Annotated in this window: 21 protein-coding genes; 17 read left to right on the top strand and 4 right to left on the bottom strand. The window is 40.9% G+C overall.

Translation table 11 applies throughout. The features are described from left to right. The first annotated feature begins 21 nt into the window (after positions 1–21). From LCM11_RS00465 to LCM11_RS00485, 5 genes are all read left to right on the top strand, one after another. Positions 22–633 (top strand): TetR/AcrR family transcriptional regulator, encoded by a 612-nt coding sequence (locus LCM11_RS00465; protein WP_224892343.1) that lies wholly within the window; start codon positions 22–24, stop codon positions 631–633. A gap of 33 nt (positions 634–666) precedes the next feature. Beyond that, on the top strand, positions 667–2,121 hold the full coding sequence (locus tag LCM11_RS00470; RefSeq protein WP_224892344.1) for an MDR family MFS transporter: 1,455 nt from the start codon (positions 667–669) through the stop codon (positions 2,119–2,121). Between the two features lie 170 nt (positions 2,122–2,291). Continuing rightward, complete coding sequence (locus LCM11_RS00475) at positions 2,292–3,809, top strand: acyl-CoA carboxylase subunit beta (protein ID WP_224892345.1); 1,518 nt, start codon at positions 2,292–2,294, stop codon at positions 3,807–3,809. Between the two features lie 15 nt (positions 3,810–3,824). Further along, the gene (locus LCM11_RS00480) at positions 3,825–5,444 is read left to right on the top strand and encodes a class I adenylate-forming enzyme family protein (RefSeq protein ID WP_224892346.1); all 1,620 of its coding nucleotides are present in this window, start codon (positions 3,825–3,827) and stop codon (positions 5,442–5,444) included. Positions 5,445–5,628: 184 nt separating this feature from the next. Next, positions 5,629–7,053 (top strand): aldehyde dehydrogenase family protein, encoded by a 1,425-nt coding sequence (locus LCM11_RS00485; RefSeq protein WP_224892347.1) that lies wholly within the window; start codon positions 5,629–5,631, stop codon positions 7,051–7,053. A 74-nt stretch (positions 7,054–7,127) separates the two neighbouring features. Here the strand turns inward: LCM11_RS00485 and LCM11_RS00490 are convergent, their stop codons facing one another. Then, complete coding sequence (locus LCM11_RS00490) at positions 7,128–7,505, bottom strand: SET domain-containing protein (protein ID WP_224892348.1); 378 nt, start codon at positions 7,503–7,505, stop codon at positions 7,128–7,130. A gap of 170 nt (positions 7,506–7,675) precedes the next feature. Here LCM11_RS00490 and LCM11_RS00495 point away from each other — a divergent pair, with 170 nt between their 5' ends. Together LCM11_RS00495 and LCM11_RS00500 are read left to right on the top strand one after the other, a co-directional pair. Then, positions 7,676–7,846, top strand: a complete 171-nt coding sequence (locus tag LCM11_RS00495; RefSeq protein ID WP_224892349.1) for a hypothetical protein — start codon at positions 7,676–7,678, stop codon at positions 7,844–7,846. Between the two features lie 161 nt (positions 7,847–8,007). Then, complete coding sequence (locus tag LCM11_RS00500) at positions 8,008–9,642, top strand: DUF1565 domain-containing protein (protein WP_224892350.1); 1,635 nt, start codon at positions 8,008–8,010, stop codon at positions 9,640–9,642. 60 nt (positions 9,643–9,702) lie between these two features. On the opposite strand, the gene LCM11_RS00505 is transcribed toward LCM11_RS00500, so the two are convergent. Continuing rightward, positions 9,703–10,281, bottom strand: a complete 579-nt coding sequence (locus LCM11_RS00505; RefSeq protein WP_224892351.1) for a DNA-3-methyladenine glycosylase — start codon at positions 10,279–10,281, stop codon at positions 9,703–9,705. A gap of 386 nt (positions 10,282–10,667) precedes the next feature. Here LCM11_RS00505 and LCM11_RS00510 point away from each other — a divergent pair, with 386 nt between their 5' ends. Then, positions 10,668–11,411 (top strand): SDR family oxidoreductase, encoded by a 744-nt coding sequence (locus LCM11_RS00510; protein WP_224892352.1) that lies wholly within the window; start codon positions 10,668–10,670, stop codon positions 11,409–11,411. A 175-nt stretch (positions 11,412–11,586) separates the two neighbouring features. After that, positions 11,587–11,937 (top strand): carboxymuconolactone decarboxylase family protein, encoded by a 351-nt coding sequence (locus LCM11_RS00515; protein WP_224892353.1) that lies wholly within the window; start codon positions 11,587–11,589, stop codon positions 11,935–11,937. Between the two features lie 322 nt (positions 11,938–12,259). On the opposite strand, the gene LCM11_RS00520 is transcribed toward LCM11_RS00515, so the two are convergent. Further along, positions 12,260–12,415 (bottom strand): hypothetical protein, encoded by a 156-nt coding sequence (locus LCM11_RS00520; RefSeq protein ID WP_224892354.1) that lies wholly within the window; start codon positions 12,413–12,415, stop codon positions 12,260–12,262. Between the two features lie 417 nt (positions 12,416–12,832). Here LCM11_RS00520 and LCM11_RS00525 point away from each other — a divergent pair, with 417 nt between their 5' ends. The 3 genes from LCM11_RS00525 (at position 12,833) to LCM11_RS00535 (ending at position 18,013) form a co-directional block, all read left to right on the top strand. After that, the gene (locus tag LCM11_RS00525; RefSeq protein WP_224892355.1) at positions 12,833–14,344 is read left to right on the top strand and encodes a UDP-N-acetylmuramoyl-L-alanyl-D-glutamate--2,6-diaminopimelate ligase; all 1,512 of its coding nucleotides are present in this window, start codon (positions 12,833–12,835) and stop codon (positions 14,342–14,344) included. Between the two features lie 251 nt (positions 14,345–14,595). Further along, a complete protein-coding gene (locus LCM11_RS00530; protein ID WP_224892356.1) occupies positions 14,596–17,115 on the top strand; it encodes a bifunctional 2',3'-cyclic-nucleotide 2'-phosphodiesterase/3'-nucleotidase in 2,520 nt (839 codons plus the stop codon). 514 nt (positions 17,116–17,629) lie between these two features. Continuing rightward, positions 17,630–18,013 carry a hypothetical protein gene (locus LCM11_RS00535; RefSeq protein WP_224892357.1) on the top strand — a complete coding sequence of 128 codons (384 nt, stop codon included), beginning with the start codon at positions 17,630–17,632 and terminating at the stop codon, positions 18,011–18,013. 83 nt (positions 18,014–18,096) lie between these two features. Here LCM11_RS00535 and LCM11_RS00540 read toward each other — a convergent pair whose 3' ends face one another. Continuing rightward, entirely contained in the window at positions 18,097–19,365 is a 1,269-nt protein-coding gene (locus LCM11_RS00540; RefSeq protein WP_224892358.1) for an NCS2 family permease, read from the bottom strand. 222 nt (positions 19,366–19,587) lie between these two features. Between LCM11_RS00540 and sdaAB the strand changes: the two genes are divergently transcribed. From sdaAB to fapR, 5 genes are all read left to right on the top strand, one after another. Further along, entirely contained in the window at positions 19,588–20,250 is a 663-nt protein-coding gene (gene sdaAB / locus LCM11_RS00545) for an L-serine ammonia-lyase, iron-sulfur-dependent subunit beta (protein ID WP_224892359.1), read from the top strand. A 25-nt stretch (positions 20,251–20,275) separates the two neighbouring features. Then, positions 20,276–21,160: an L-serine ammonia-lyase, iron-sulfur-dependent, subunit alpha gene (sdaAA, locus tag LCM11_RS00550; protein WP_224892360.1), complete on the top strand. Its 885-nt coding sequence runs from the start codon at positions 20,276–20,278 to the stop codon at positions 21,158–21,160. Positions 21,161–21,165: 5 nt separating this feature from the next. Next, entirely contained in the window at positions 21,166–23,202 is a 2,037-nt protein-coding gene (gene recG / locus LCM11_RS00555) for an ATP-dependent DNA helicase RecG (RefSeq protein WP_224892361.1), read from the top strand. 84 nt (positions 23,203–23,286) lie between these two features. Continuing rightward, entirely contained in the window at positions 23,287–24,204 is a 918-nt protein-coding gene (locus tag LCM11_RS00560) for a S66 peptidase family protein (protein ID WP_224892362.1), read from the top strand. Positions 24,205–24,316: 112 nt separating this feature from the next. Further along, complete coding sequence (gene fapR / locus LCM11_RS00565; protein ID WP_224892363.1) at positions 24,317–24,877, top strand: transcription factor FapR; 561 nt, start codon at positions 24,317–24,319, stop codon at positions 24,875–24,877. The last annotated feature ends 15 nt before the right edge of the window (positions 24,878–24,892 follow it).

Below are 24,892 nucleotides of genomic sequence, written 5' to 3' on the forward strand. Positions count from 1 at the left end.
ATTGAGTAAGGAGTTAGATGAATGCCTAAACAAACCTTTTTTAATTTGAACGATGATAAGAAAAGTAAGCTGGTTGAAGCTGCTCGAGAAGAGTTCTCGCGGGTGTCTTTATACGAGGCATCTATCGCCAATATTCTGAAGAGGGCTGAGATACCAAGAGGTAGTTTTTATCAATATTTTAGGGATAAGGAAGACGCTTTTTTTTATCTGTTAAATGAGCATGCCGAAGAACGTCATAAGAATTTTATTGAGAATGTAAAGAAGTTTAACGGAGATTTATTTCAAGCGATGATAGAGGTTTATAAAACGGTTTTCCAATTCTCAAGAGAAAATGGGACTAGTAATTTTGTCAGAAATGTATTAATGAATATGAATTACAAAATTGAACATGCCTTTACCAAAAATTTAACCAAGCAGAATATTGAACACCGTTTTCATGATATTTATCGACTTGTAGATATGGAAGCTCTTCATGTCTCTGATGAAAAAGAATTTTATCATCTCATGCAGGTTCTCATTGCAGTAACGTTTCATAATTTAGTTCATTGTGTATCTAATGAACTTTCCGAGACGGAAGCGTTGGATAAATATATTTCTGAACTCAGTTTATTAAAAAAAGGACTTGTTAAATAATCGTCATTTATTGTATGGAAAGAAGGATATTATATGTCTAATCAACAAGAAACAGGACCAGAAACTATAAATAAAGTTCCATTGATTATCGTACTTCTCTCTGGAGCTTTTGCTGCAATATTAAATCAGACTTTACTGGGCACGGCTTTGCCTCATATAATGAGGGATTTGAATCTGGAAGCCAGTACAGCTCAGTGGCTGACTTCCATTTTTATGCTGGTAAATGGGGTCATGATTCCAATCACGGCTTTTCTGATTGAACGTTTTACGACTAGAAAGTTATTCCTTACGGCGATGGGTTTATTTGCAGTTGGAACGCTTGTATGTGCAGTAGCACCCAATTTCTCTATATTAATGCTGGGACGAATTATCCAGGCTTCTGGTGCCGGAATTATTATACCGCTCATGCAAACCATTTTGTTTCTCATATTCCCTGTGGAAAAACGCGGTTCAGCAATGGGGATGTTTGGACTGGTGATTTCATTCGCTCCAGCTATCGGACCAACTCTATCCGGCTGGCTGGTCGAACAGTTCCCATGGAGAAGTTTATTTTTTGTCATACTGCCCATTGTAATTATTGATTTTATTCTGGCTTACTTCATTTTAAAAAATGTAACCAAGCAGTCTTATCCTAAACTGGATGTATCCTCCATAATTCTTTCCTCTTTAGGGTTTGGGGGACTGTTATATGGATTCAGTGTTGCGGGGACAAATGGATGGGGAAGTCAGCAGGTACTAATATCCATGGTCGTTGGTGCCGTTGCATTGACGATTTTTATACTTCGACAATTCAAGTTGCCACAGCCGATTCTTGAATTCAGGGTGTTTAAGTTCAATATATTTACGCTGACGACAGCACTTGGCATGGTTGTATTTATCGCCATGATTGGAGCTGCCACCGTGCTGCCGATCCTTATGCAGGATATGCTGGGCTACAGTGCACTCGAATCAGGACTGGTGCTTCTCCCAGGGGCCTTAATTATGGGATTTATGAATCCAATTACAGGTAGACTTTTTGATAAGTTTGGCGCAAGATGGCTTGCTATTATTGGACTGTTTATTCTCACCATTACGACATTTATGTTTGCGGATTTATCACCGCAAACTTCTCTGACCTATTTAACAGTCATTAATGCAGTCCGCATGTTAGGTGTAGCAATGGTAATGATGCCGGTAACAACAGCTGGTTTAAACCAGCTTCCTTCACGTTTAATTGCTCATGGCACGGCAATGAATAATACAATGCGTCAGGTATCAGGCGCAGTAGGAACAGCGCTTTTAGTGACAGTAATGACAACCGCAGCACGTCCCGAAGAAGGTGTAGGGGGTCTTGTTCATGGGGTCAATGTTTCATTCATTGTAGCAGGAATCTCAGCCATCATAGGTCTTGTCCTTTCCTTCTTTATAAAAAATCCGAGGCGGGACAAGGAAGACCACAACGAAACCAAAATGAATGATAGCAACCAGGATGTTGCTCAAAGCTCATAGTAAAACAAAGAAAGCGCAGATTCGGTTCTGCGCTTTTTTGATCCAGCGAATTAGTAAATTTTTAGATTTATTGAATTTTCAGAAAAGTGTATTTATACTTAAGTTAATGCTAAAATATATATTTTAAATCTTACATACCTACTGGTCAGTATCTACAAAAGGAGGAACATATGGAAAGAAATACAGAAATACTTAGAGAGAAAAAAAGGAAAGCTCAGGAACATCGTGGGGAAAAACAGATGTCTTATAGTGCGAGGGAAAGAATTAACCTGCTTGCCGATCAAGGATCTTTTCTTGAATTAGGGGCTTTGGCTCACTCTTCTGTTTCTGGAATGGAGGAGCGCACCCCGGCTGATGGTTTGATTGGAGGAATGATCCGAGTCGATGGGAGAGAGGCAGTTGTACAGGCGATGGATATATCGGTCCTGTCTGGCACAGAAGGAGAAGTTCACCTTAGAAAAAGTGAATTCTTTCACTCTTATGCCAAAAAAAGAAAACTACCACTTTTTAATTTATGTGAAGGCGGAGGCTTAAGAATGCCTGATGGAATGGGCTCTGATGGAATCAGCGATAAGCTGTTTCCTTCTAGTCTGTTGGACCATGGACGGGAAAGTCCAATTATGACAGCGATCCTGGGGGAAAGTTACGGCGGCCCAACATGGATGGCTGTTACGTCAGATTTCGTTACACAAGTAAGAGGGACAAGCATGGCTGTTGCTGGTCCGCGTATGCTGGAGATCGCAAGTGGAGAAGAGATGTCCGCTGAGGATCTCGGGGGCCCGGATATGCATGCCGTTTATACCGGGCAGATTGATCATATTGCTGAAGATGAAAGAGAAGCTATTGCAGCATTAAGAAGGTTTTTCAGTTATATGCCTTCAAGCGCTGAGGAAACGCCGCTCCGGAAGCCGTCCATCGAAGATTCAGCAGTGGACCACTGCAATTTGGAGGAAGTTGTCCCTTCAAATTTAAGGCGGGCTTACGATATGAATTTACTCCTTTTACGTTTATTTGATAAAGACTCATTCATGAACTTTCGATCTTTTTATGGTAAAGCTTTGATTACTGGACTGGCCCGACTAAACGGTCGTGTGACAGGGGTGATTGCGAGTCAGCCGCTGCACAAGGCAGGGGCTTCAGGACCTGAAGAGTGTGATAAAGCCGTGGACTTTATCTGCCTCTGTGATTCATATCATATTCCACTTATTTTTCTTCACGATACACCAGGATTTAGGATTAGCAGTCGTGCTGAAAAACAAAAAATGCCTGCTAAAATTATGAATTGGAATACAGCATTAGCGAAATCAACGATACCTAAATACTCAATCATTGTCCGAAAGAGCATAGGAGCTGCTTATGGAAATATGTGTGGCCCGGGAATGGGGGCGGATGCTGTAGCAGCTTGGCCGTCAGCTGAAATAAATTTCACGGGTCCGGACGTAGGGATTAACGTCGTTTATGGAAAGCACATAGGCAAGGCTGAACGACCTGAAATAGAAAGGTCTAAGTACCTCGAGCAATGGAACTTTGATAGTTCCCCCTATAAGGCTGCAGGGAAATTTTTGTTAGAAGATATTATTGAGCCAAACCAGACACGATCTTTTTTAATGCGTTTTCTAGAATCGGCTGGAGCTTCAGGCGAGATTAAGAGTAAAAGGCGACTTGCTGACTGGCCTATGTCTCATTAAGGAGGGGGAGAAGTTATGAAAGAACACTTAAAATCATCTGCTGACACAAAGCTGTACCCTAGAGGGAAGAAACCACTATTTCATTATCTGCAGCAACATGCTGAAGAACGGCCTGAAGATCCTGCGTACTTCTACTATGGAAGCAGTATTACGTGGCGGGAATTACTCGATCAGGTTCAAAGAGTGGCAGGATTCTTGCGGCAAGCGGGTTTTGAAAAAGGAGATCGGATCGGTTTATTTATGCAAAATAGTCCCCAGTACATTATTGGTCATTACGCCATTCAGTATATTGGCGCTGTGGTCTGTCCGCTTAACCCTATGTATAAAGCTAATGAGCTTGAATATCTAATTAAAGAAGTGGATATGGCAGGGATTTTTGCGGGAGGGGAGCTTCTGGCGGAAGTCCGTAAGGTAAATGAACATTTAAAGCGAATTATTGTAATTCGTTATGAAGACTTGCTACCTGATCATCCCAGTTGGACGATTCCAAAGGATCTTAATAGTCCGGCTCTTGAACTTAATCCTAACGAAACAATGTGGGAGGAGATTATGCAGGGATCTCAGCCATGTACCTATCCGGAAGTTGTAAAGCTCGAAGACACAGCTCTGCTTGCCTTTACATCTGGCACAACGGGCCGTCCAAAGGCAGCCATGTTAACCTATGAAAATGCGTTGTACAAAACAGCAGCGGCTGTACAGGTTAATCAAGTAGATGAAAAAGAAACATGGCTTGCTGTCATGCCGCTCTGCCATATTGCTGGTATGGTTATGGGAGTTAATATACCGGTATATACTGGCGCGCCATGTGTACTGTTTGCTCGGTTCGATCCTATGTCAATACTAAAAGCTCTTCATGAATACCGTGTTTCTGTATGGTATAGTATTGCGCCAATGAATGACGCTATTTTGTCAATTGCAGAAGAGAATCAACTGGAGGACTTGAAGCTGAATCTGTGTACGAGTTTTGGCATGCCGGTTACCAAAACCTTAGCGGAGAATTGGAAGGTGGTTGCACCTAATTGCAAGTTATTTGAAGCTTCATATGGGTTAAGTGAAACCCACACGGTTGACACCTATATGCCACAGGATAATATCAAATTCGGTTCGGTTGGTGTTCCGATCAGGGGTACTTTAATCAAGATTAGTGATCCAGCAACTGGTGAGGTACAGAGTCCTGGAAAATCAGGTGAGATTGTTATTCAAAGTCCAGGAGTATTTAAAGGTTATTGGGGAAGGCCGGAAGCTACAGCTGAAAGTCTCTCCAAAGGATGGTTGCATACTGGGGATATTGGCTATTTGGATGACGAGGGTTATTTGTATTTTCAAGGGCGTATCAAAGAAATGATCAAATCCTCAGGTTTTAGCATTTTTCCGGAGGATGTCGAAGCTCTACTGAAAGAACATCCAGGTATAGGACAGGTTGTTGTGATCGGCGTACCTGACGAACATAAAGGGGAAGTTGTAAAAGCTTTTGTAATACCAAACAGAAATAAAGAAATAAATGAAAGTGATTTAAAAGTGTGGGCTAAAGAAAATATGGCCGCTTACAAGGTGCCTACGTACGTGGAATTTCGTGACACCCTTCCCCAAACCAGTTCCGGTAAAATTCTAAGAAGAATGTTAAAGGATCAATAGACTTAAAGCAGTTACGCTTATGGAATAAATGATGACTTATCTGCATGCTTTCTGCTTTTACTTCCGTTTTCAAATTTCTAAGATGTTTCAACTTGATAAATAAAGGATATATTACGCTATACGAAAGAAATAAGTTTATTTTATTGATTATAAATGGAAAGTTTGAAAAAGGAGATATGAAAATATGCGCAATCAATTAAAGCATTTCATCCATGGTGAATGGGTGGAATCAACTGGCTCTGAAACTTATGATGTAATAAATCCAGCTACTGAAGAAGTAATGGGTACAATCAGTATGGGTACAAAGGAAGATTTAGATAAAGCTGTAGCTGCAGCTAAACAAGCACTTCCTTCATTTTCTCAAACTTCTAAACAGGAACGTGTAGAAATGTTGGAACGAATTGCTGAAGAATATGAAAAACGTAAAGACGATATTATTGAAACTATAACGGATGAGCTAGGCTCGCCTCAGAAGATTTCAGAAAAAGTTCATTACTCTATGGGTTACAACCATTTCTCACAAGCAGCAGAATCATTGAAGGATTTTTCTTTCATGGAAGATCGGGGTGGACATACGGTAGTTAAAGAAACCATAGGTGTTAGTGGTTTAATAACCCCTTGGAATTTCCCTACCAACCAGACTTCGACCAAAATTGCCAGTGCATTTGCCGCAGGAAGCCCGGTTATCTTAAAACCAGCAGAAATGACTCCATTTGCTGCTATTATATTAACAGAAATCTTTGAAGCAGCAGGAGTTCCAAAAGGTGTCTTTAACTTAGTTAATGGCTCAGGAGAAGTTATAGGAAATGGGATCAGTTCCCACCCTGATATTGACTTTGTTTCCTTTACTGGATCAGGAGCTGTAGGTAAGAAAATCATGGAAAATGCTTCTGAAACTATTAAGAATTTTGCGCTCGAACTGGGAGGTAAATCCCCGCTTATTGTGTTAGAAGATGCTGATGTGGAAGCCGCAGCAAGAGCAGCCGTTAATCATATCGCAACAAACACTGGTCAGGTATGCTCAGCTGCTACTAGGGTACTCGTCCCTAGTAAAATGAAGAAGTCCTTTGAAGAAGCAGTGCTGAAAGTTCTGCCTGAATTCCCGGTAGGGGATCCAAGAGAGGATAACTTGATCGGTCCGTTGATTTCAAAAAAACAATGGGATACTGTGCAGTCTTATATTGAAAAAGGTGTAGACGAAGGCGCATCCTTGCTAACAGGAGGAACTGGGAAACCTGAAGGTCTTGAACAAGGCTATTATGCCAAACCTACCGTATTTACAGATGTTCAAAATAACATGGTAATTGCACAAGAAGAGATCTTTGGGCCGGTAACCACAATCATCACATATGATACGCTTGATGAAGCTATTAACATTGCTAATGAAACGATTTATGGTTTAGCTGGTTATGTAATAGGCAATGATCCGGAAAACCTAAGAAAAGCAGCGACTGGAATTCGCGCTGGACGTATCAAAGTAAATGACACGGAAGCTGATTTCTCTGCTCCATTCGGAGGGTATAAGCAATCCGGAATAGGCAGAGAATGGGGAGACTATGGTATTGAAGAATACTTGGAAACCAAAACTATACTTGGATTTCCTTCTTAAAATTTAAATTATGAATCGTTAAGGCACGCTTCATAAGAAAAGAGGCACCCGCAAACCCGGGTGCCTCTTTATTGTTATTCCTGATCGAACCATAACGTGTCCTGGATATCTACTGAACCATTATAATTAATGTGAATTTCCTCATCAGCTTTAATATCCCGGTAAGCGTAAAAGTCAAACGTATCGTTATCAAAGTTAATAACATAGTTCGCGTTCGGCTCATAGGAATGGTTAAACATCATGCCATAACCCAATACGAATGCTGTATGGTTTTCGCCGTACTCAAACGCATAATCAGCCAGCCGAGTTTTCTCTATATGAACATGTTCCTGATTTGGGTAAGGGATAACGGGAGCCTGGTGAATAAGTGTATTTTTCGGGATATCCTGCTTCGCAAAAACCCCTCTGTTTAATTCTTCATCCGTGAGTGTAGATGTTCTAATTTCAATCATTTGGATCACCTAGCTTTCTTTTCAAGATCTTACGTTAACTATATAAGCCTGACAGAAGTGTGTACGGAAATCAAATGACCAAAAATTCTGTAAAATTATTAATTAAAGGAAAATTGAGGAAAAAATATGTTAAACTTGTGAAAATAAAATCTTACAAAGGAATTGATCGTATGAAGATTTCCACATGTTTACTGTTTATTATCCTTGTTATGCAGTTATCCACTCTCATTAATAGTACGGTCTTTAATGGAGGCGGGAGTGGTGTCCTGCTTACAGTACATACTATTTCATTTGTAGCAGCGATTGGGTTTTATGCCCAGATTAGGAGTGAAAATGGTTAGTTTAAAACTTGCATTCTTCCTGCAAGGAGCTAGTCGTATAATAAATTCCTTCCATAATAAATATTTTAGTAACCAATTTCTATAATGTTAGAGGAATGTCCAAACAATAATTCCTCCTCTTGCATCTACTATCTAGAACCTATTAAAAGGAGGAACTAGATTTGGCTACTAAAACGACGGGACCCCTTGTGGCAGATCGAAATACAATGTCAATCGTATTTCAGGTACTGAATAACACTGAGGATTCCCAACAAGTCCAAGTGTCTGTCTATGATTTAAGCAGTTGTCCAAAGGAAGAAGTTTTCACGGAGGAAATAGAGGTTAATCCTAATGAAGCTTCGGGAACTATTCTTCCTCAGCCGCCCACTAGATTTGAAATTGTAGTGGAAGGACTAGAGGAGAATATGGAGGTGTGGGTAGCAGGAAGAACAGCGAGGCAGAATATTGATTTGAATTTGAGTGCTTTTTTACCTCAGAATTTAGTGCACAACCAGGAAATGGTTACGGTTGGAGATTTGCTTCCCGGTCCGCAGGGGTATACGACGGGACCCTTGGTTGCAGATCGCTTAGCTCAGAGCTTAATTGTAGAGGTACTAAACAGTACATTGGAGGAACAATCGGTTATGGTCACTGTGTATGATACGTCTGTTTCACCTAAACAGCCAGTAGCATCACAAACCTTTAATTTGGAAGCAGATTGTTCAGATTTTATAATTTTTCCAGATCCACCAACCCAGTATGAAGTCATGTTTACAGCATCGTCAGACGGGGTTTATGGATTTACCAGTACACGTACGCAGGTTCAAAGTGCCGCTATAAGTTTAACAAACTTATTGGCCCCGAATGAGATGAGTCATGGAAACTTAACACCGGTTGATACCCCGCTTGATGCGGTTAATGAAGCCGAGACCGTAGAAGAAATGAGGGCAGCAATAGAAAATCCTGCTCTAGGTTTAGATCTTACCGATTATAATATGCTAAGTGATGAGTTAAAAGATGAAGTGGCTCAGACTCTGCTGGATAACCGTCCTGAGGAAGGCTATCCAACTGTACTCAGTGTACAATTAGCTTTAGATGAAGCTGTAAACAATATTGTAGATCCTAACAACATTTACGTGGAAGCAGGTTCATCTGGAAACGGCAGCCGTGCGATGCCTTTTGGAACAATTCAACAAGGTATTGCGGCTGTAAATCCTGGGGGTACAGTAAATATTTTAAGTGGCACCTACCCGATTACCTCACAGATAAATGTTAATAAAGCGGGTATAACGCTTTTAGGAGAACCCGGTACACTTCTTGAATTGCAAGCGGATACTATTGCACTTCTGACTACTCAACCTAATATAACGATTGATGGACTAACGATAACGAGTGACATGCCATATCCTAAGGAGTTTATTCAAATTGGAGGAAATAATAATGTACTGCGGAATAACACAATTTTTGGACCAGAACAGCAAGGGGACAGCAGTACGTGGGTTGTAAACCGAGCGGTTGTATCTCAAGGAGGACTTGAAGTAACTCTGGAAGGAAACACCTTTTATTCTTTACGAACGGGCATGTATATTAACCCAAACACAACAGGTGAAATTAATAACAATGTCGTCTATAATACTCGCGGTGGTTTCCTTGTAGACCGTGCCTTTACAACATTTGTAGGAAATTCTTGGGGAACCCCTCCTAACTTCTTTGATATCGTATTACTTGCGGGGACTACCGAAGGTCCTCCTTATGATAACTTAGCAGAACTCAGCGCGGAAAACGATAACGCAACTATTTCAGATCAAAGAGAATAATAGTAACAAGCACACCTTCATAATAAGGTGTGCTTGTTTAATGGATAAAACGGTTGTGGTTTACCTGGATACAAACCTGTTTTCTGTAATCCAAAATCTCCACGGATAGTCGCGGGCTTCTCCGGAGTTGTCAATTCCAATTCGTTTCCCTTGGGAAATATGTTTAGGGGAATAGCCGTTTTTTATATATAGAGGAGATTGATCCAGGGGATGTCCGTAGTCTGATTTGATAATCCCTAATGCTTTCGTTAATTTTCCGGGCCCATTCGTTAGATCCTTTTCTTTTTTGTCTCCTCTTCTCTCCTGTATAAGTTCTATGCCTTCTAAAGGTTCGACGGCTCTAATTAATACGGCTTCTGGATGTCCTACTTCACCACTTACCACATTCACTAGACAATGTGTATGCATAACATACGTGTACACATAACCAGGTGGTCCAAACATTACTTCCGTTCGCGGGGTCCGTTTATTATTAAAGCTGTGAGCCGCCCTGTCTCCAGGACCAACATAGGCTTCCGTTTCTACAATATACCCCGAAGCTGTTCCTATCTCCGTTTCTTTGACTAATTTACAGCCCAATAGAGATTTTGCAAGCTCTAAAGTAGGCTGTTCATAAAATTCTGCAGGCAAAATGCTCATTATAGTTCCTTCCTCTCACAATTACGACTAAACACCAAGTTCATCAAATATATCATAAATTATCTGTTCATTTCATTCTATACTTCATAAAGTGAGAAAAGGAAGGATAATATTTCCAAATATAATGATCGTTTAGGTTTGAACATTGAAAAGTGAGGTTATCCCTTACGTAGTTGGATTCATCAAATTATGCAGGTGTATCAGGCTATCTTGAAAATAAAATGAAAGAGCAATAGATAACGCTCAGTAACCTAAAGCTCCCTATTTATTTTTTTGATGAAAATACTACACTTGGAATCAATGTTTAACATAGGTTTATTCCGGTAACATACATTTTGAAATCGAAATAAAATTTAAAGAGTAAAATATATTTAGGAGGCTAGTCATTGACGAATTTACAAGATCAAGTAGTTATTATCACAGGAGCATCCAGTGGGATCGGTGAGGAAACGGCCAAAGAACTTTCCTCTAAAGGAGCGAAACTTGTACTGGCTGCAAGACGGGAAGATCGACTGGAAGAATTAGCGAAAAAAGTAAACGATGATGGTGGACACGCGATATATAAAACTACTGACGTAACCAATTATGATGAAATGGAAGAGCTTGCTGAATACGCTCAAAACGAACTGGGTCAAATTGATGCGATTGTAAACAACGCGGGCTTGATGCCACTCTCTTTACTTAATAAACAAAAAGTAAAAGAATGGGATCAAATGATCGATGTAAATATTAAAGGTGTTCTTTATGGAATATCTGCTGTGCTGCCTCATATGCGCGAACGCAAAAAAGGACACATTATTAATATTTCTTCCGTGGCTGGACATGTAGTCTTTCCGGGAAGTGCTGTATACAGCGGTACAAAATTCGCTGTGCGTGCGATTACGGACGGTCTAAGAATGGAAGAGTCTGCAGAGAGTAAAATTAGAGCAACTATCATTTCTCCTGGTGCGGTTTCAACTGAACTGACATCTACGATTACGGATGAAGATGTAAAAGGTGGAGTGGACGAACTTTACGAACAAGCGATCACTCCGGACAGCATCGCCAGAACAATACGTTATGCTTTAGAAGAACCGGCAGAAGTTACCATCAACGAAATTGTAGTACGACCTACAGACCAAACAACATAAATAAAAAAAGCAGCCTATCATAGGTTGCTTTTTTTATTACATAAACTGGCACCTCAGGTCATCCAGATTATGGATGATGAAAAGGAGACCTTAGTAATTTAATGCAGGCACATCCAATAGTTTAATAATGGAATAAAAAGGAATGGCATTATAGAACATATTAAGGAGTGATATCATGGAAAGAAAAGCCCATACTATACTAGAGGAATATCGTAATGGAATTGAACAACTATCTGAACATCTGCCCAAAACCATTCAGGAGTACAATCGATTCACTGGAGAAGCATTTAATGATGGAGAAGTGACGAAAGCCAATAAGCACTTAATGGCACTCGCAATTAGTTTGAAAGAAGGGGATGAACCGAGCATTACTTATCATATGGATCAGTGCGTAGCATTGAATTGCTCGGATCAGGAGATTTATGAATCCATGGGTGTAGCTGCTGCGTACGGTGGCGGTGCAGCGATGAGTCAATCTGTTACGAAAGGTTTCGAAATTTTAAAGCAGCTGCGAAACCAATCTTAAGTTACCGGCAGACTGCCGTATTCCTTCTAGAACAAGGATGCGGCAGTTTTTTTAAAAAATATAGTCCTATATACTATAATACTTTAACTGTGAAAAAAGAGTTAAAGGTGAAGCGAGAAATAGAGGTTTATAGAATATAAACCAAAGGCTTTTAAAAATCTAATTTGAGAAGCCAACAGGAAAAGATTATTTTTCTTTCCATTAAAAAATCAACGTCTTTTGACTACTTAAGTCATGCAGACGTTGATTCCATGGAACGGCTTGAGTACCGTTATCCTTTATTCGCTTTCTTCTCATAGCTATATGTCACCACTTTATTCTCTTATTTTCTTTTGTTTTTACGAAAAGGCATAAGAAGTTTGCCGCTTTTAGTTCGCTTCACTTTTGTGTAAGCAGACAGTTGAGATCCTTTGGCTTCCGGGCTGTTTTTGTAGTCCTCTTCAAATAGCTCGCGAGCCTTGGAATAAAGCATGGTCATTTTAATGACCTCCTTTTAATAATGGTTATCATTCAATCAGCTTTAGTTTTCTTAACTGATGAATTACTGAAAATTTTACTCTCTAGTAAGGGGGTAACGCAATAGTTTTTTAAACTTTTTTTTCGACAAATTTTTGGTTATTTTCCAACTATCTTTTTTCCAATTTATAGAACAGGAAATTAATACCAAAACGTGCGTAATTACTATAGCGATACGCTTTTAGTAAGCCTCCATATTTTTAATTATAATTTAATATTTCCAATATGAAAAAATAAGTCAAAAGTCACAAAAATTCTACGAACCTATCGAAAACCTATTGAGAGGCTTGTGATAGTTTACAGGCATAAACCAAAGGGGAATTTACCAATAAAGATGCTTTAGTATCATAAAGTGTGAAAAAAAGGATGATATTATATAATGGCTAATAAAGAATTAAATTTTGAAAACCTATTCCAAGGGACCATTTATGGTCCTCGGAGTCAATACGTTTCCTCGGTAGTATATGATTCTCGTGAGGCAGAAGAAGGCGATGCTTTTGTATGCATAGCTGGAGAAAAGCATGATGGACATCTTTTTATTGAGCAGGCTATTCAGAATGGTGCAAACACCATTATTGGTACCAAGAGTGAAAAGTTATACATGTACTCGACCTTTTATAAGGAGAAAAGTTTTATATGCGTATCCGAAGCTAGAACCGCTCTAGCCCAGTTAGCTTCCACCATTTATGATTCCCCATCGAACTCCCTCTACACTATTGGCGTCACTGGAACCAATGGAAAAACAACCGTTTCCTCTTTCCTTTACTCGCTTTTAAATGATCTTCGCCTGCGTACAGGCAGTCTAGGTACGGCTGGAATATGGGATGATGAGAAAAAAACAGAATTTAAGCAGACTGTACCTACGACTCCTGAAGCTCCTGATATTCACCGAGTATTGCACTATTTCCGGAAAAGAGAGATGACGGCTGCCATTATTGAATCCACTTCGATAGCGCTTGAGCAGAAACGCTTAGCCACAATCCATTTTGATGTAGCAGTCCATACCAATTTAACACCTGAACATTTAGAATTTCACGGTACTATGGAAGCTTATAAACAAGCGAAGATGAAGTTGTTTGATCAGTCCAGAAGTGCAATTGTTAACGCAGATGATTCTCAAATGGCAGAAGATTTAATAAGAGGTTTCAAGGGAACTTTAATCACATACGGGATTGAAGAACCGGCTGATATTTCTGCTAAAGAAATCCGCACAACGATGGAGGGCACTTCATTTACATTATGTTTGTTTAGGGAGGAGTACCACCTTCATGCCCCTATTTTTGGAACATATAATGTATCTAATTTCCTGGCTGCTATAGCAGTTTGCTGCAAAATGGGCTACTCGGCAGAAGAGATATTATCGGTAGTTTCAACCATTCAAAGTCCGGAAGGACGTTTTCAAATTGTAGAAAACAAAGCTCCTTTTCAAATTGTTTTAGACTATGCTCATACTCCTGATGCTCTTTTCAATATTCTGAATGCTGTGCAGCATATCCCTTACCGCAACTTAATTGTTATGATCACAGGAGTGGGTCTAAGAGATCCCAAAAAGCGTCCTATGATGGCAGAAGTGGCTGACGGGGTGGCAGATCAAATTGTGGTCAGTGTGGATCAGCCGGGACACGCTGATCGACAGGGAGTCGTAAACGATGTTCTAAAAGGCTTCAAAGACCCCGCAGGTTCTCATATTCATTCAGTGTTGCATCGAGAAGAGGCCATTCACTTTGCATTTGGTTTAGCTGAACCTGACGATCTGGTTTTATTAACAGGCATAGGATTTGGGGGTTACCAGATTATCGGGGATGAGAAGGTGCCTTATTCAGAGATAGAAGTGATTGAAGATTATTTTAAGAACTTTAATTGTAATAAACAAGCTCTATGCGAAAGTTGAGATTTAAGGCAGAGGAAATATAATCATAGATAATAAAAGGTGATTTTGCAGCTTTTAATCATTAAGCACCCTGACCGGATAAAAAAGACTTGAAGAGATTTTATTCTCTTCGAGTCTTTTTTAATGAAAGCAGTGGGAATGATGATCGCTGTTTTAATGGTCTGTAAAAAAGACTGCTAAATTTCTATCGGAAATGTTAAAATATATAAATGATTACAATATTCTACATTAATGAAAGGTAAGGTGACGATTTGAAACAAAATCAGAAGAAATGGTTTCTCCGTTCAGCTATGGTTCTTGGGTTTTTAGCTGCTTCAACTTGGACAACTAACGTAAACGCTCAGACGGATGAGGGCGACGTAGTGGATTTAAGGTTAATGGAAACGACGGATTTGCACAGTCATGTGATGAATTATGATTATTTTACGGACAAGCAGGATGACACAGTCGGCCTTGTTAATACGGCAACGCTAATTAATAAGGAAAGAGGTAAAGCAGAGAATTCGATGCTTTTCGATAATGGAGATTTGATTCAGGGTAATCCTATGGCTGATTATATCGTTGATCAAGAGGTATTAGATGAACAAGGGCACAAACATCCTGTCTATCAAGCTATGAATCTACTGAACTATGATGCTGGTAATTATGGTAATCACGAATTCAATTATGGTTTGGAATTTTTGGATAAGGCTGTAGAAGGTTCTGATTTCCCATATGTAAATGCCAATGTGTATAAAGACGACGGTGATGACAATCCAGATAACGACGAGAACTACTTCGATCCATATGTGATTCTGGATCGCGAAGTTACAGATCAAAATGGTGATGTACATACGATTCAAGTAGGAGTTATTGGATTCACGCCGCCTCAAATTATGACCTGGGATAAAGACAATTTAGAAGGTAAGGTAATTACGCGTGATTTAAAACAAACCGCAGAAAAATTCATTCCTTCGATGAAAGAAGAAGGTGCCGACGTTATTATTGGCATTGCCCATTCAGGGCTGGGCTCAAAGGAAGAATATGAGAAAGGTGCTGAAAATCAGACCTATCAACTATCGACAGTTGAAGGTTTCGACGCACTTATGTTCGGGCATTCGCACCAGACCTTCCCTGGTGAAGATTATGCTTCATTAGATGGCCGATATAATATCAATCTTAAACAGGGAACTATTAATGGCGTAGCTACTACACAAGCTGGTTTCTGGGGTTCAGATCTTGGGATTATTGATTTGGAGCTCCAATACACAGATGGTGAATGGGATGTGACAGAGGGAAAAGCTGCCGCAAAACCTATTTACGATTCTAAAAATGGAGAACCTTTAGTGGAAGCTAACCAGGAAATTGTCAATCAAGTTCAACATGATCACGAGGCGACCAGGGATTATGTGGCTACACCTGTAGGTGAAACGGAAGTCCCTCTCTACAGTTATTTTGCTCAGGTATTGGATGACCCTACGGTCCAAATTGTAAATGATGCACAAAAAGCTTACCTTGAAAAATATATCCAAGGCACGGAGCTGGATGGATTACCTGTATTATCAGCTGCAGCCCCTTTCAAAGCTGGAAGGGACGGAGTAAGTGATTTTACGGACATTCCAGCGGGAGAGCTTGCGATCAAAGATACCACTTCACTTTACAAGTATCCGAATACCCTTCAAGCCTCTAAGATAACTGGAGAGCAAGTCGTGGAATGGCTTGAATGGAGTGCGGGACAGTTTAACGAAATAAATGTAGACACAGATGAACAGCAGGAATTGGTGAATAATGACTTTCGCAGCTATAACTTTGACGTGATCGATGGCTTATCCTACGAAATTGACGTAACTGAGCCCCCTCGCTACAATAATGACGGAGAAAAGATCAATGATAGTCATCGTATTAAGGATGTTAAATACAAAGGAGAAGCCATTGACGACGAAGAGGAGTTTTTAGTCGCCACCAACAATTATCGGGCAGCTTCCAAATTTGCCAATCCTGATGGTGATAACATTGTAGTTAAATCTCCAGATGAAAACAGACAAGTGCTGGTAAACTATATTCGTCAGAACGAAACCATTAATCCGAAAGCGGATGGTAATTGGTCTTTTGCACCAATAAATGGAGACCCATTGTTAACTTTCCGTTCCTCTCCTGATGCTCAAAAGTATGCCGATGATGAGCAGAAAATTTCTTTTCTTGAAAAAAGAAATGACGGTTATGCAAACTATAAGATCGATCTTCAAACATCCGATAATACGGCTGTCTTTCCAGACGTACCAGAGGATTACTGGGCAGCAGAAGAAATATATGCTTTAGCTGAAGATGGAGTAATAAAAGGTTATCCAAATGGCAACTTTGGTCCAAAAGATCCACTGCTTCGTGCGGAGTTTGCGATGCTGCTTACCCGGGAACTTGGACTTACCGCCAAAGGTGAGAGCCCTTTTAAGGATGTGCCTGAGAAGTATCAGCAAGAAATCACGGCAGCTTATGAGAATGGAATTGTATATGGAGTCAGCCAAACAGAGTTTGATCCATATGCTTCCATTACAAGGGAGCAAATGGCGGCCATGGTCGTGCGTGCCTATGAGTATAATAATGGAGAGTACAAGGCTGTAGGTGATCACATCTATAAAGATGAGGACGATATTCGCAGTGTGTTCACAGAAGATGTTAAAGCCGCGTATGAGCTTAAGCTGATGATCGGTGTACCCGGCAATAGATTTTTGCCTAAGACTTCTTCCATTCGTGCAGAAGCTGCACGTGTGGTTTATAACTTGAGAAACAATTAATGAGATAGTAGTAAATCGCTTTTACTGCCATTCATAGTTAAATAGAAACTCGCTCCTTCTCAAAAAGGGGCGAGTTTTTATTGGGTTATAAGGGTTAAATGCCGATGAATCAGCGCATTCTCATTTTACCTTAAATGGTGATAGTTCTTTATGCTATTCACTTTCTAGCGTCCTTGATCACTTTAGAGAATTTTTTACTGTAAAAAGTGAAAGTCTTTAATTAGAAGTGTACCTAAATAGAGGTTTCTACAAAAGACTCCACTTCTTAGGCAGCGCTTTTCTTCGTAATAAAGATTTTTTGAAGGTGGTTTATAGTCTTCATCGTTTCGTCAGATGATATCGTTTACATAGACATTACACCTTTCTTAACAGCTCGATTAGGAGTAATAGTCTCTACTTATTATTGGACACTTTGAACCTTGTAGAGAATGGATTTCCTGGTGGACAATTTTCTTTTTGAGATCTTATCCATATACTGTTGTAGTTTGCAAATGAGAAAGAGGAGGGGGTGTGGTTGTTCTATCGATATTACGATCCCCGATTATACTGGCCCGCTTTGCATGCAACCCCTTATTCCCATGACTATACTTTCACTCACAGACCATATCCTGAGGTGAATACCGAAATGTTTATGAAATCCGCTGAACAAATGAAGGATTTACTCAAAGAAGCGGATGTACTAATGGATCACATAATAAGTTCCTCAAAATGGACCTCAGAACTTATGAAGGCAGCTCAACAATCAAATAAAAGTAAAGTAATTCAATTACTAAAGTCTGCAGGTGTTCAGTCAAAGATGGACACGAGCTACACCCCAGATGGACTCAACATCATGTTATACAGCTCTGTTGGAGAATTAGATTGCTGTCACTTAAAGTTATCGATTCGATGGAGCTAAACTAATTAGTTGAAATAAATAAAAACCCATGAAGCTGAAATTCAGCTTCATGGGTTTTTGCATTAAAAATTATATTCAATTTATTAGTGCCCGATTGAGCGCATAATAAATTCGATGAGGAAGACCATAGCAATGAGTACGACAGGCGTAGAGAGCTCTCGCTGCTTCCCGATGGCAAGTTTTACAATCGGGTATGCAATAAATCCAAAAGCCATTCCATCAGCGATGGAATAGGTAAAAGGAATCATCACGATAATCAGAAAAGCAGGCATGGCTTCTGATAGTTCATCCAGCGGGATTTCTTTAATGTTTTGAACCATTAAAGCTCCAACAATGATTAAAATCGGACTGATCGCTGTCGAAGGAACCATTGAAATCCAAGGGATCAAGAACAGGGTTCCAATAAACAGGATGGCCATAGTCAAGGAGGCTCTTCCCGTTTTTCCACCGGAAGCAATCACTGCTGCACTTTCAGCAGATGATACCGTCGGCGATGTACCCAAAAATCCACTGCTCATCGCAGAAAACGAAGCAGCCTGAAAGGATCGTTTAAATTTATCCTGTTGTTCAAGCATCCCTAACTGTCCATGGATTAACCCCATATTTTCGAATATAAGAACAATGGCCAGAGGGAATACAGCCATCCAAAATCCAAAGTCACTCACACCAGTAAAGTCAGGTAAAAAGACCCATGATTGTTCATGGAGGGAAATCATAGAGCCCGGAGCCCCAAGAATTCCAGTGAAGTGAGCAATGATTGTTCCTATAACCATGGTTATAAGAAAGTTGCCTGGCACATTTCGAGTGAAAAGGAAAATCCCGATAAATAAAGTGAGCAAACTCGTGATGACGATGGCTGAAGATGGGTTTCCTAGACTGATTAAAGAATGCTCTCCACGAACAACGAGTCCGCCTTTCTCAAGCCCAATCAGTGTTAGGAATAAACCCAGTCCAACCGTAATCGCGTGTTTCAAGGATTCAGGAATCGCATGTTTAAGCCAAATTCCTAGTCTCGTAAAAGCTGTAATTAGAAACAGCAGAGAAGCGACACATACGACGGCCAGCCCTTCTTGAAAGCTAAAACCGCTTCCTTCCACAATCGAATAGGCAAATAGCGCGTTTACTCCCATGCCTGGAATAAGAACCATAGGTGCATTCGCGTATATAGCCATAATAAAACAGCCGAGGGCACTGGCTAGAATGGTGGCTACCATACCACTTTCAAGTGGTAATCCGGCACTCTCTAGTATCTGGCTGTTTACTGCCACGATATAAACCGTGGTAAAGTAACCAATCAGACCCGCCGTCCATTCTTTCTTCCAGCTGACATGTTTATTTTGGTGATTGAACATTTCAATCTCCTCTATGAAATTGTCCCTCTCCCGCCCGGTTACCGAGTAACCCACAAATTTTAATTCTACTCTTCTCCAACCTTTCTATCAAGTTTATCTGGTCCTTTTTTGTAAATAGTAAGCCGTTAGATTAGGATTATGATAAAATATAGAAGGGTCTGAATTTAAAAGAAAGCGTTTTCTCACTGGAAAGCAATAGAGAAAATAGGGATGGTGAAAGAAATGAAATATAGATCAGTATTCGATATTATCGGTCCAGTAATGATAGGACCATCCAGCTCACATACGGCTGGAGCAGCTAGGATTGGGAGAGCCGCCCGCCATCTATTTGGCAGAGAGCCGAAATATGCGAATGTCCATTTATATGGATCCTTTGCGAAAACCTATAAAGGTCACGGAACGGATGTGGCCATTATAGGCGGGTTGCTGGATTATGACACCTACGACGAACGAATCAGGGATGCTTTAAAAACAGCACGGAAAAATGGTATGAAGGTCCGGTTTTACGAAGAAGAAGCACATACGGACCATCCGAATACAGCACGCTTGAAAATCGGGGATGACGACGGTGAACTTGAGCTTGTCGGAATCTCGATTGGCGGAGGTAAAGCGGAAATTACAGAACTTAATGGATTCGAACTACGTTTATCCGGTAGTCATCCAGCTATTCTTTTGATACACAATGATCGCTATGGTGCCATCGCATCCTCTACAACCATTTTAGCGAAACACGAGATTAATATAGGACGAATGGAAGTATCGAGAAAAGCTCAGGGCGAACAAGCTCTTATGGTTATAGAAGTAGATCAGAATATTGACGATTCGGTTTTAAGTGAACTTGAACGTGCTGACCATATTATCCAGGTCGCGAAAATATCCGACTAACATCCAGAGAAGGGGAGCATTATTTATGTTTCGTAATATTGCAGAGCTGGTTGAGCTCGCTGAAAGTGAGAATATACAAATCTCAGAAGTTATGATCAGGCAGGAAATGGAAGTTAAAGAACTTACGAGAGACCAAGTTTATGAGCACATGGAAAAGAACCTCGAGGTTATGGAAAAAGCAATAGAAGATGGCTTGAAAGGTGTGAAGTCCCACAGCGGACTAACGGGTGGCGATGCTGTCCTCATACAAAATTATATGAAAAATCATACGCCGCTTTCCGGTAACTTACTTATGGATGCAGTCAGTAAAGCGGTGGCTACAAATGAAGTTAATGCCGCCATGGGGACTATATGTGCAACTCCAACGGCGGGGAGCGCCGGATGTGTACCAGGTACCTTATTTGCTGTAAAAAATCAGCTGAATCCGTCAAGAGATCAAATGGTACGTTACCTATTTACTTCGGGTGCCTTCGGTTTTGTAGTCGCGAATAATGCATCGATATCCGGAGCTGCCGGAGGCTGTCAGGCTGAAGTAGGCTCAGCAGCAGGGATGGCAGCCGCTGCTATTGTGGAAATGGCTGGAGGTACGCCCTCTCAGTCAGCAGAAGCGATGGCCATAACCCTGAAGAATATGCTAGGTTTAATATGTGACCCTGTTGCGGGTCTTGTGGAGGTTCCTTGTGTGAAAAGAAATGCTATGGGAGCGTCCAATGCCGTGGTTGCCGCAGACATGGCCCTGGCAGGGGTGACCAGTCGTATTCCTTGCGATGAAGTAATCGATGCGATGTATAAAGTTGGTCAGCGTATGCCTTCAGCTTTTCGTGAAACTGCTCAAGGAGGACTGGCTGCCACTCCTACAGGAAGAGAATTAGAAGCCAAAGTGTATGGAATTTCGTTGAAGAAAGAGTGAATATAGTGTTAAGTCATCCGATTAGTGAATTAAAAGGAGTCGGGGAGAAACTGGAAAGTCAGTTGAATGAACTTGGTCTCTTTACGATTGAGGATCTTCTGTTTTATTTTCCGTTTCGATACGATTCTTATGAAGTTAAACCATTAACTGAATTGACCCACAATGAAAAGGCTACGATCGAAGGGGAGGTTGTTTCTGAACCTTCCCTTAGCTTTTATGGACGAAAAAAATCAAGGTTAACGTTTACTCTTCAGGTGGAGCAGTTTGCTGTAAAAGCTGTTATGTTTAACCGGGCTTTCGCAAAAAAACAACTTCATGCCGGGGATACGGTAACTGTTACAGGGAAGTGGGACCAGCAAAGGCTGCAGATCACTGTCAGCCAGTTCAAGAAAGGGGAATCCAAAAGCCAGGCCCCTATTCAGCCTGTCTATACTTTGAAAGAAGGAGTACCTCTTACTACGCTGCGGAAGTTTATTAAGGCTTCGATTGATGCCTATGAACACGAGATACCCGAGATTCTGCCTGAGGATTTACAGCGTGCGTATAAGTTGCCCGAACGCCCGCAAGCTATCAGGCAGATGCACTACCCTGATAGTAGAATCATGCTCAAACATGCCAAACGCAGATTTATTTATGAGGAATTTCTTATTTTTCAGCTAAAAATGCAGCTGTTAAGAAAACATCATCGCGAGTCAACTACTGGGAATGCCCAAGCCTATGATAACAGTAAACTAACATCCTTTGTGCAGGGCCTGCCATTTGAATTAACAAATGCTCAGAAGCGTTCTCTAGCTGAGATTCTGAAAGATATGAAAAACCCTCACCGAATGAACCGTCTGCTCCAGGGAGATGTCGGATCTGGTAAAACAGCAGTGGCTGCTATTGCCTTATATGCCTCTATTACAGCAGGAAAGCAGGGTGCACTTATGGTTCCGACTGAAATACTAGCAGAACAACATTATCAGTCGCTTTTGGAAATGTTTGAAGGTCGTGCTTCAGTGGCTCTCCTGACAGGTTCAATTAAAGGTAAAAAACGCCGTGAGATTCTAGAGGCTGTGCGGGCAAATAACATTGATATATTGATAGGCACCCACGCCCTTATCCAGGATGAAGTAGAGTTTCATGACTTGGGTTTTGTCATTGTTGATGAACAGCACCGTTTTGGAGTTCGGCAGCGCAGAACACTAAGAGATAAAGGTCTGCATCCTGATGTACTCTTTATGACAGCTACTCCAATACCGAGAACACTAGCGATTACGGCATTCGGGGACATGGATGTGTCTGTCATTGATGAAATGCCGGCAGGAAGGAAACCGGTAGAAACCTACTGGGTAAAAGGCGAAATGACAGATCGAGTATTATCGTTCATTCAGAAAGAAATTGATCAAGGACACCAGGCGTATGTAATTTGTCCCCTTATTGAAGAGTCGGACCAGCTGGATATCCAAAATGCAGTTGATCTTTATAATCAGCTATCCTCTGTATTTGAACCGAATATACCTGTTGGACTGATGCATGGACGATTGCATAATGAAGAAAAAGAAGAAGTTATGCAGGAGTTTGCTGAAAACCGATTGAAAGTACTAGTTTCTACTACTGTCGTCGAAGTAGGAGTTAATGTCCCCAATGCTACAGTAATGGTCATTTATGATGCAGAACGTTTCGGCCTCTCCCAGCTGCATCAGTTGCGGGGGAGAGTAGGGCGTGGCTCTGATCAAAGTTATTGCATTTTACTTGCGGACCCAAAAGGGGATGTAGGAAAAGAGCGCATGAGAATTATGACGGAAACAACGGATGGGTTTGAACTTTCTGAACAGGACCTGAAGCTTAGAGGTCCGGGTGATTTCTTTGGAAGAAAACAGAGTGGCATGCCGGAATTTAAAGTGGGGGATATGGTTCATGACTACCGTGCCCTAGAAACTGCCCGCCGTGATGCAGCCGAAATTATTACAGAAGAGCGGCTGGACAAGGATCGTTGTTACCGTTCTTTAAGAGATCTTATTTATCAGGATAAACAAATAATGGGTGAAGTTCTCGATTAAACAGTTTCTCTCACATATTCTGCCTCTGTTCCTCATATGAAGCATTAGATATGTTTCGAAGACTTAATGAAAGCTGGTGGCAGAATGTTAAAACCGCAACGGCTTAACTACGGGGACCGGGTGGGGGTCATTGCTCCTGCTGGACCTCCAATAGAAAAGGATTTGAGAAAAGGGTTAGTCGTCTTACGTTCTTTAGGACTAGATCCTGTGCTAGGGGCCCATGTGCTTAGTCAGGGGCATGCTTTTTCATATTTAGCTGCTCCGGACGAGGCGCGATTAGAAGATCTACATCGTATGTTTCTTGACCCCTGCATTAAGGCTGTATTTTGCGCGCGCGGGGGATATGGCACAGCAAGGCTTGCCCCTTATGTAGATTATTCAATAATTCGTTGCAACCCTAAGGTATTTTGGGGGTATAGTGATATTACCTATCTCCACACCGCTATTCATAAATGTAGTAGTTTAGTTACTTTCCACGGACCTATGGTAGCTTCTGACTTGGGGAAAAATTCGGTTAATAATGAAACCACCGTCTCCTTGAGCCAACTGTTCATTCCAAAGAATACAATTTACCGCTATCCTGACTTTTCTTTCAAATCAATTCAAAACGGTAAAGCAGAGGGGATACTTGTTGGAGGAAATCTAACTGTACTTGCAGATTCATTAGGCACTGATTTTGAACTGAATACAGATAACAGAATTCTATTTATTGAAGAAATCAATGAACCTGCCTACAGAATTGACGCTATGCTTATGCACTTGAAACTCGCAGGAAAGTTCGAGCGTGTGAAAGGAGTCATTCTCGGCGATTTCAATCTTGAAGCTTCTGAGTTTGTTGAAACTCAATTGCTGCTCCGTCAGTTTTTTGCCCCCTATAACATTCCAGTTCTTCAGGGATTCCCGGCCGGACACTGTACGCCCAACTATGGTATTCCTATAGGGGGGAGAGTTTACTTGGATACGATCTCTCTAGTCGTAGAATTCGAAACAGGTGTGACGTGAGGTTAGCTTGTGCAGCACATGATCCTTGCGAAAATGAATGTGGTATTATATATTACTATTAGTACCTAGTCATAAAGCAACTGCTTTTGATTAATTGGACGGTGGAATTACGATGAAGAAGTCTAAAAAGATGAGACAAAAAGAGTTGAAAGAGACGCTTGAGGTTTCGCCATTTACTACCGACGAGGAGCTAGCTCGCCGTTTTGGAGTCAGCATACAAACCATTCGGCTGGACCGGATGGAGATGTCCATTCCAGAATTGAGAGAAAGAATTAAATCAGTAGCTACCCAGGAGTGGAATGAAACTGTAAAAGCCCTGCCGATCGAAGAAGTCATTGGTGAAGTTGTGGACTTAGAGTTGGATAAACGAGCTATTTCTATTTTAGATATTAGACCAGAGCACGTATTTTCCAGAAATAATATAGCGAGAGGGCATCACCTCTTTGCTCAGGCAAATTCATTAGCGGTGGCCGTAATCAATGATGAACTTGCTTTAACAGCTCGCTCGGATATCCATTTTCGGAGACAAGTGAAGCTTGGAGAGCGTGTCGTTTCAAAAGCCAATGTAGAAGGGAAAGATTCCCGGGGTCACACCATTGTCGGTGTTCAGAGCTATGTTGGAAATGAAGAAGTGTTTGCGGGTACATTTGAGATGTTCCGTTCGAATCAATAGAAGGAGGATCTGTTT

The organism is Halobacillus halophilus, from assembly GCF_020171985.1.
Taxonomy (GTDB): domain Bacteria; phylum Bacillota; class Bacilli; order Bacillales; family Halobacillaceae; genus Halobacillus; species Halobacillus halophilus_A.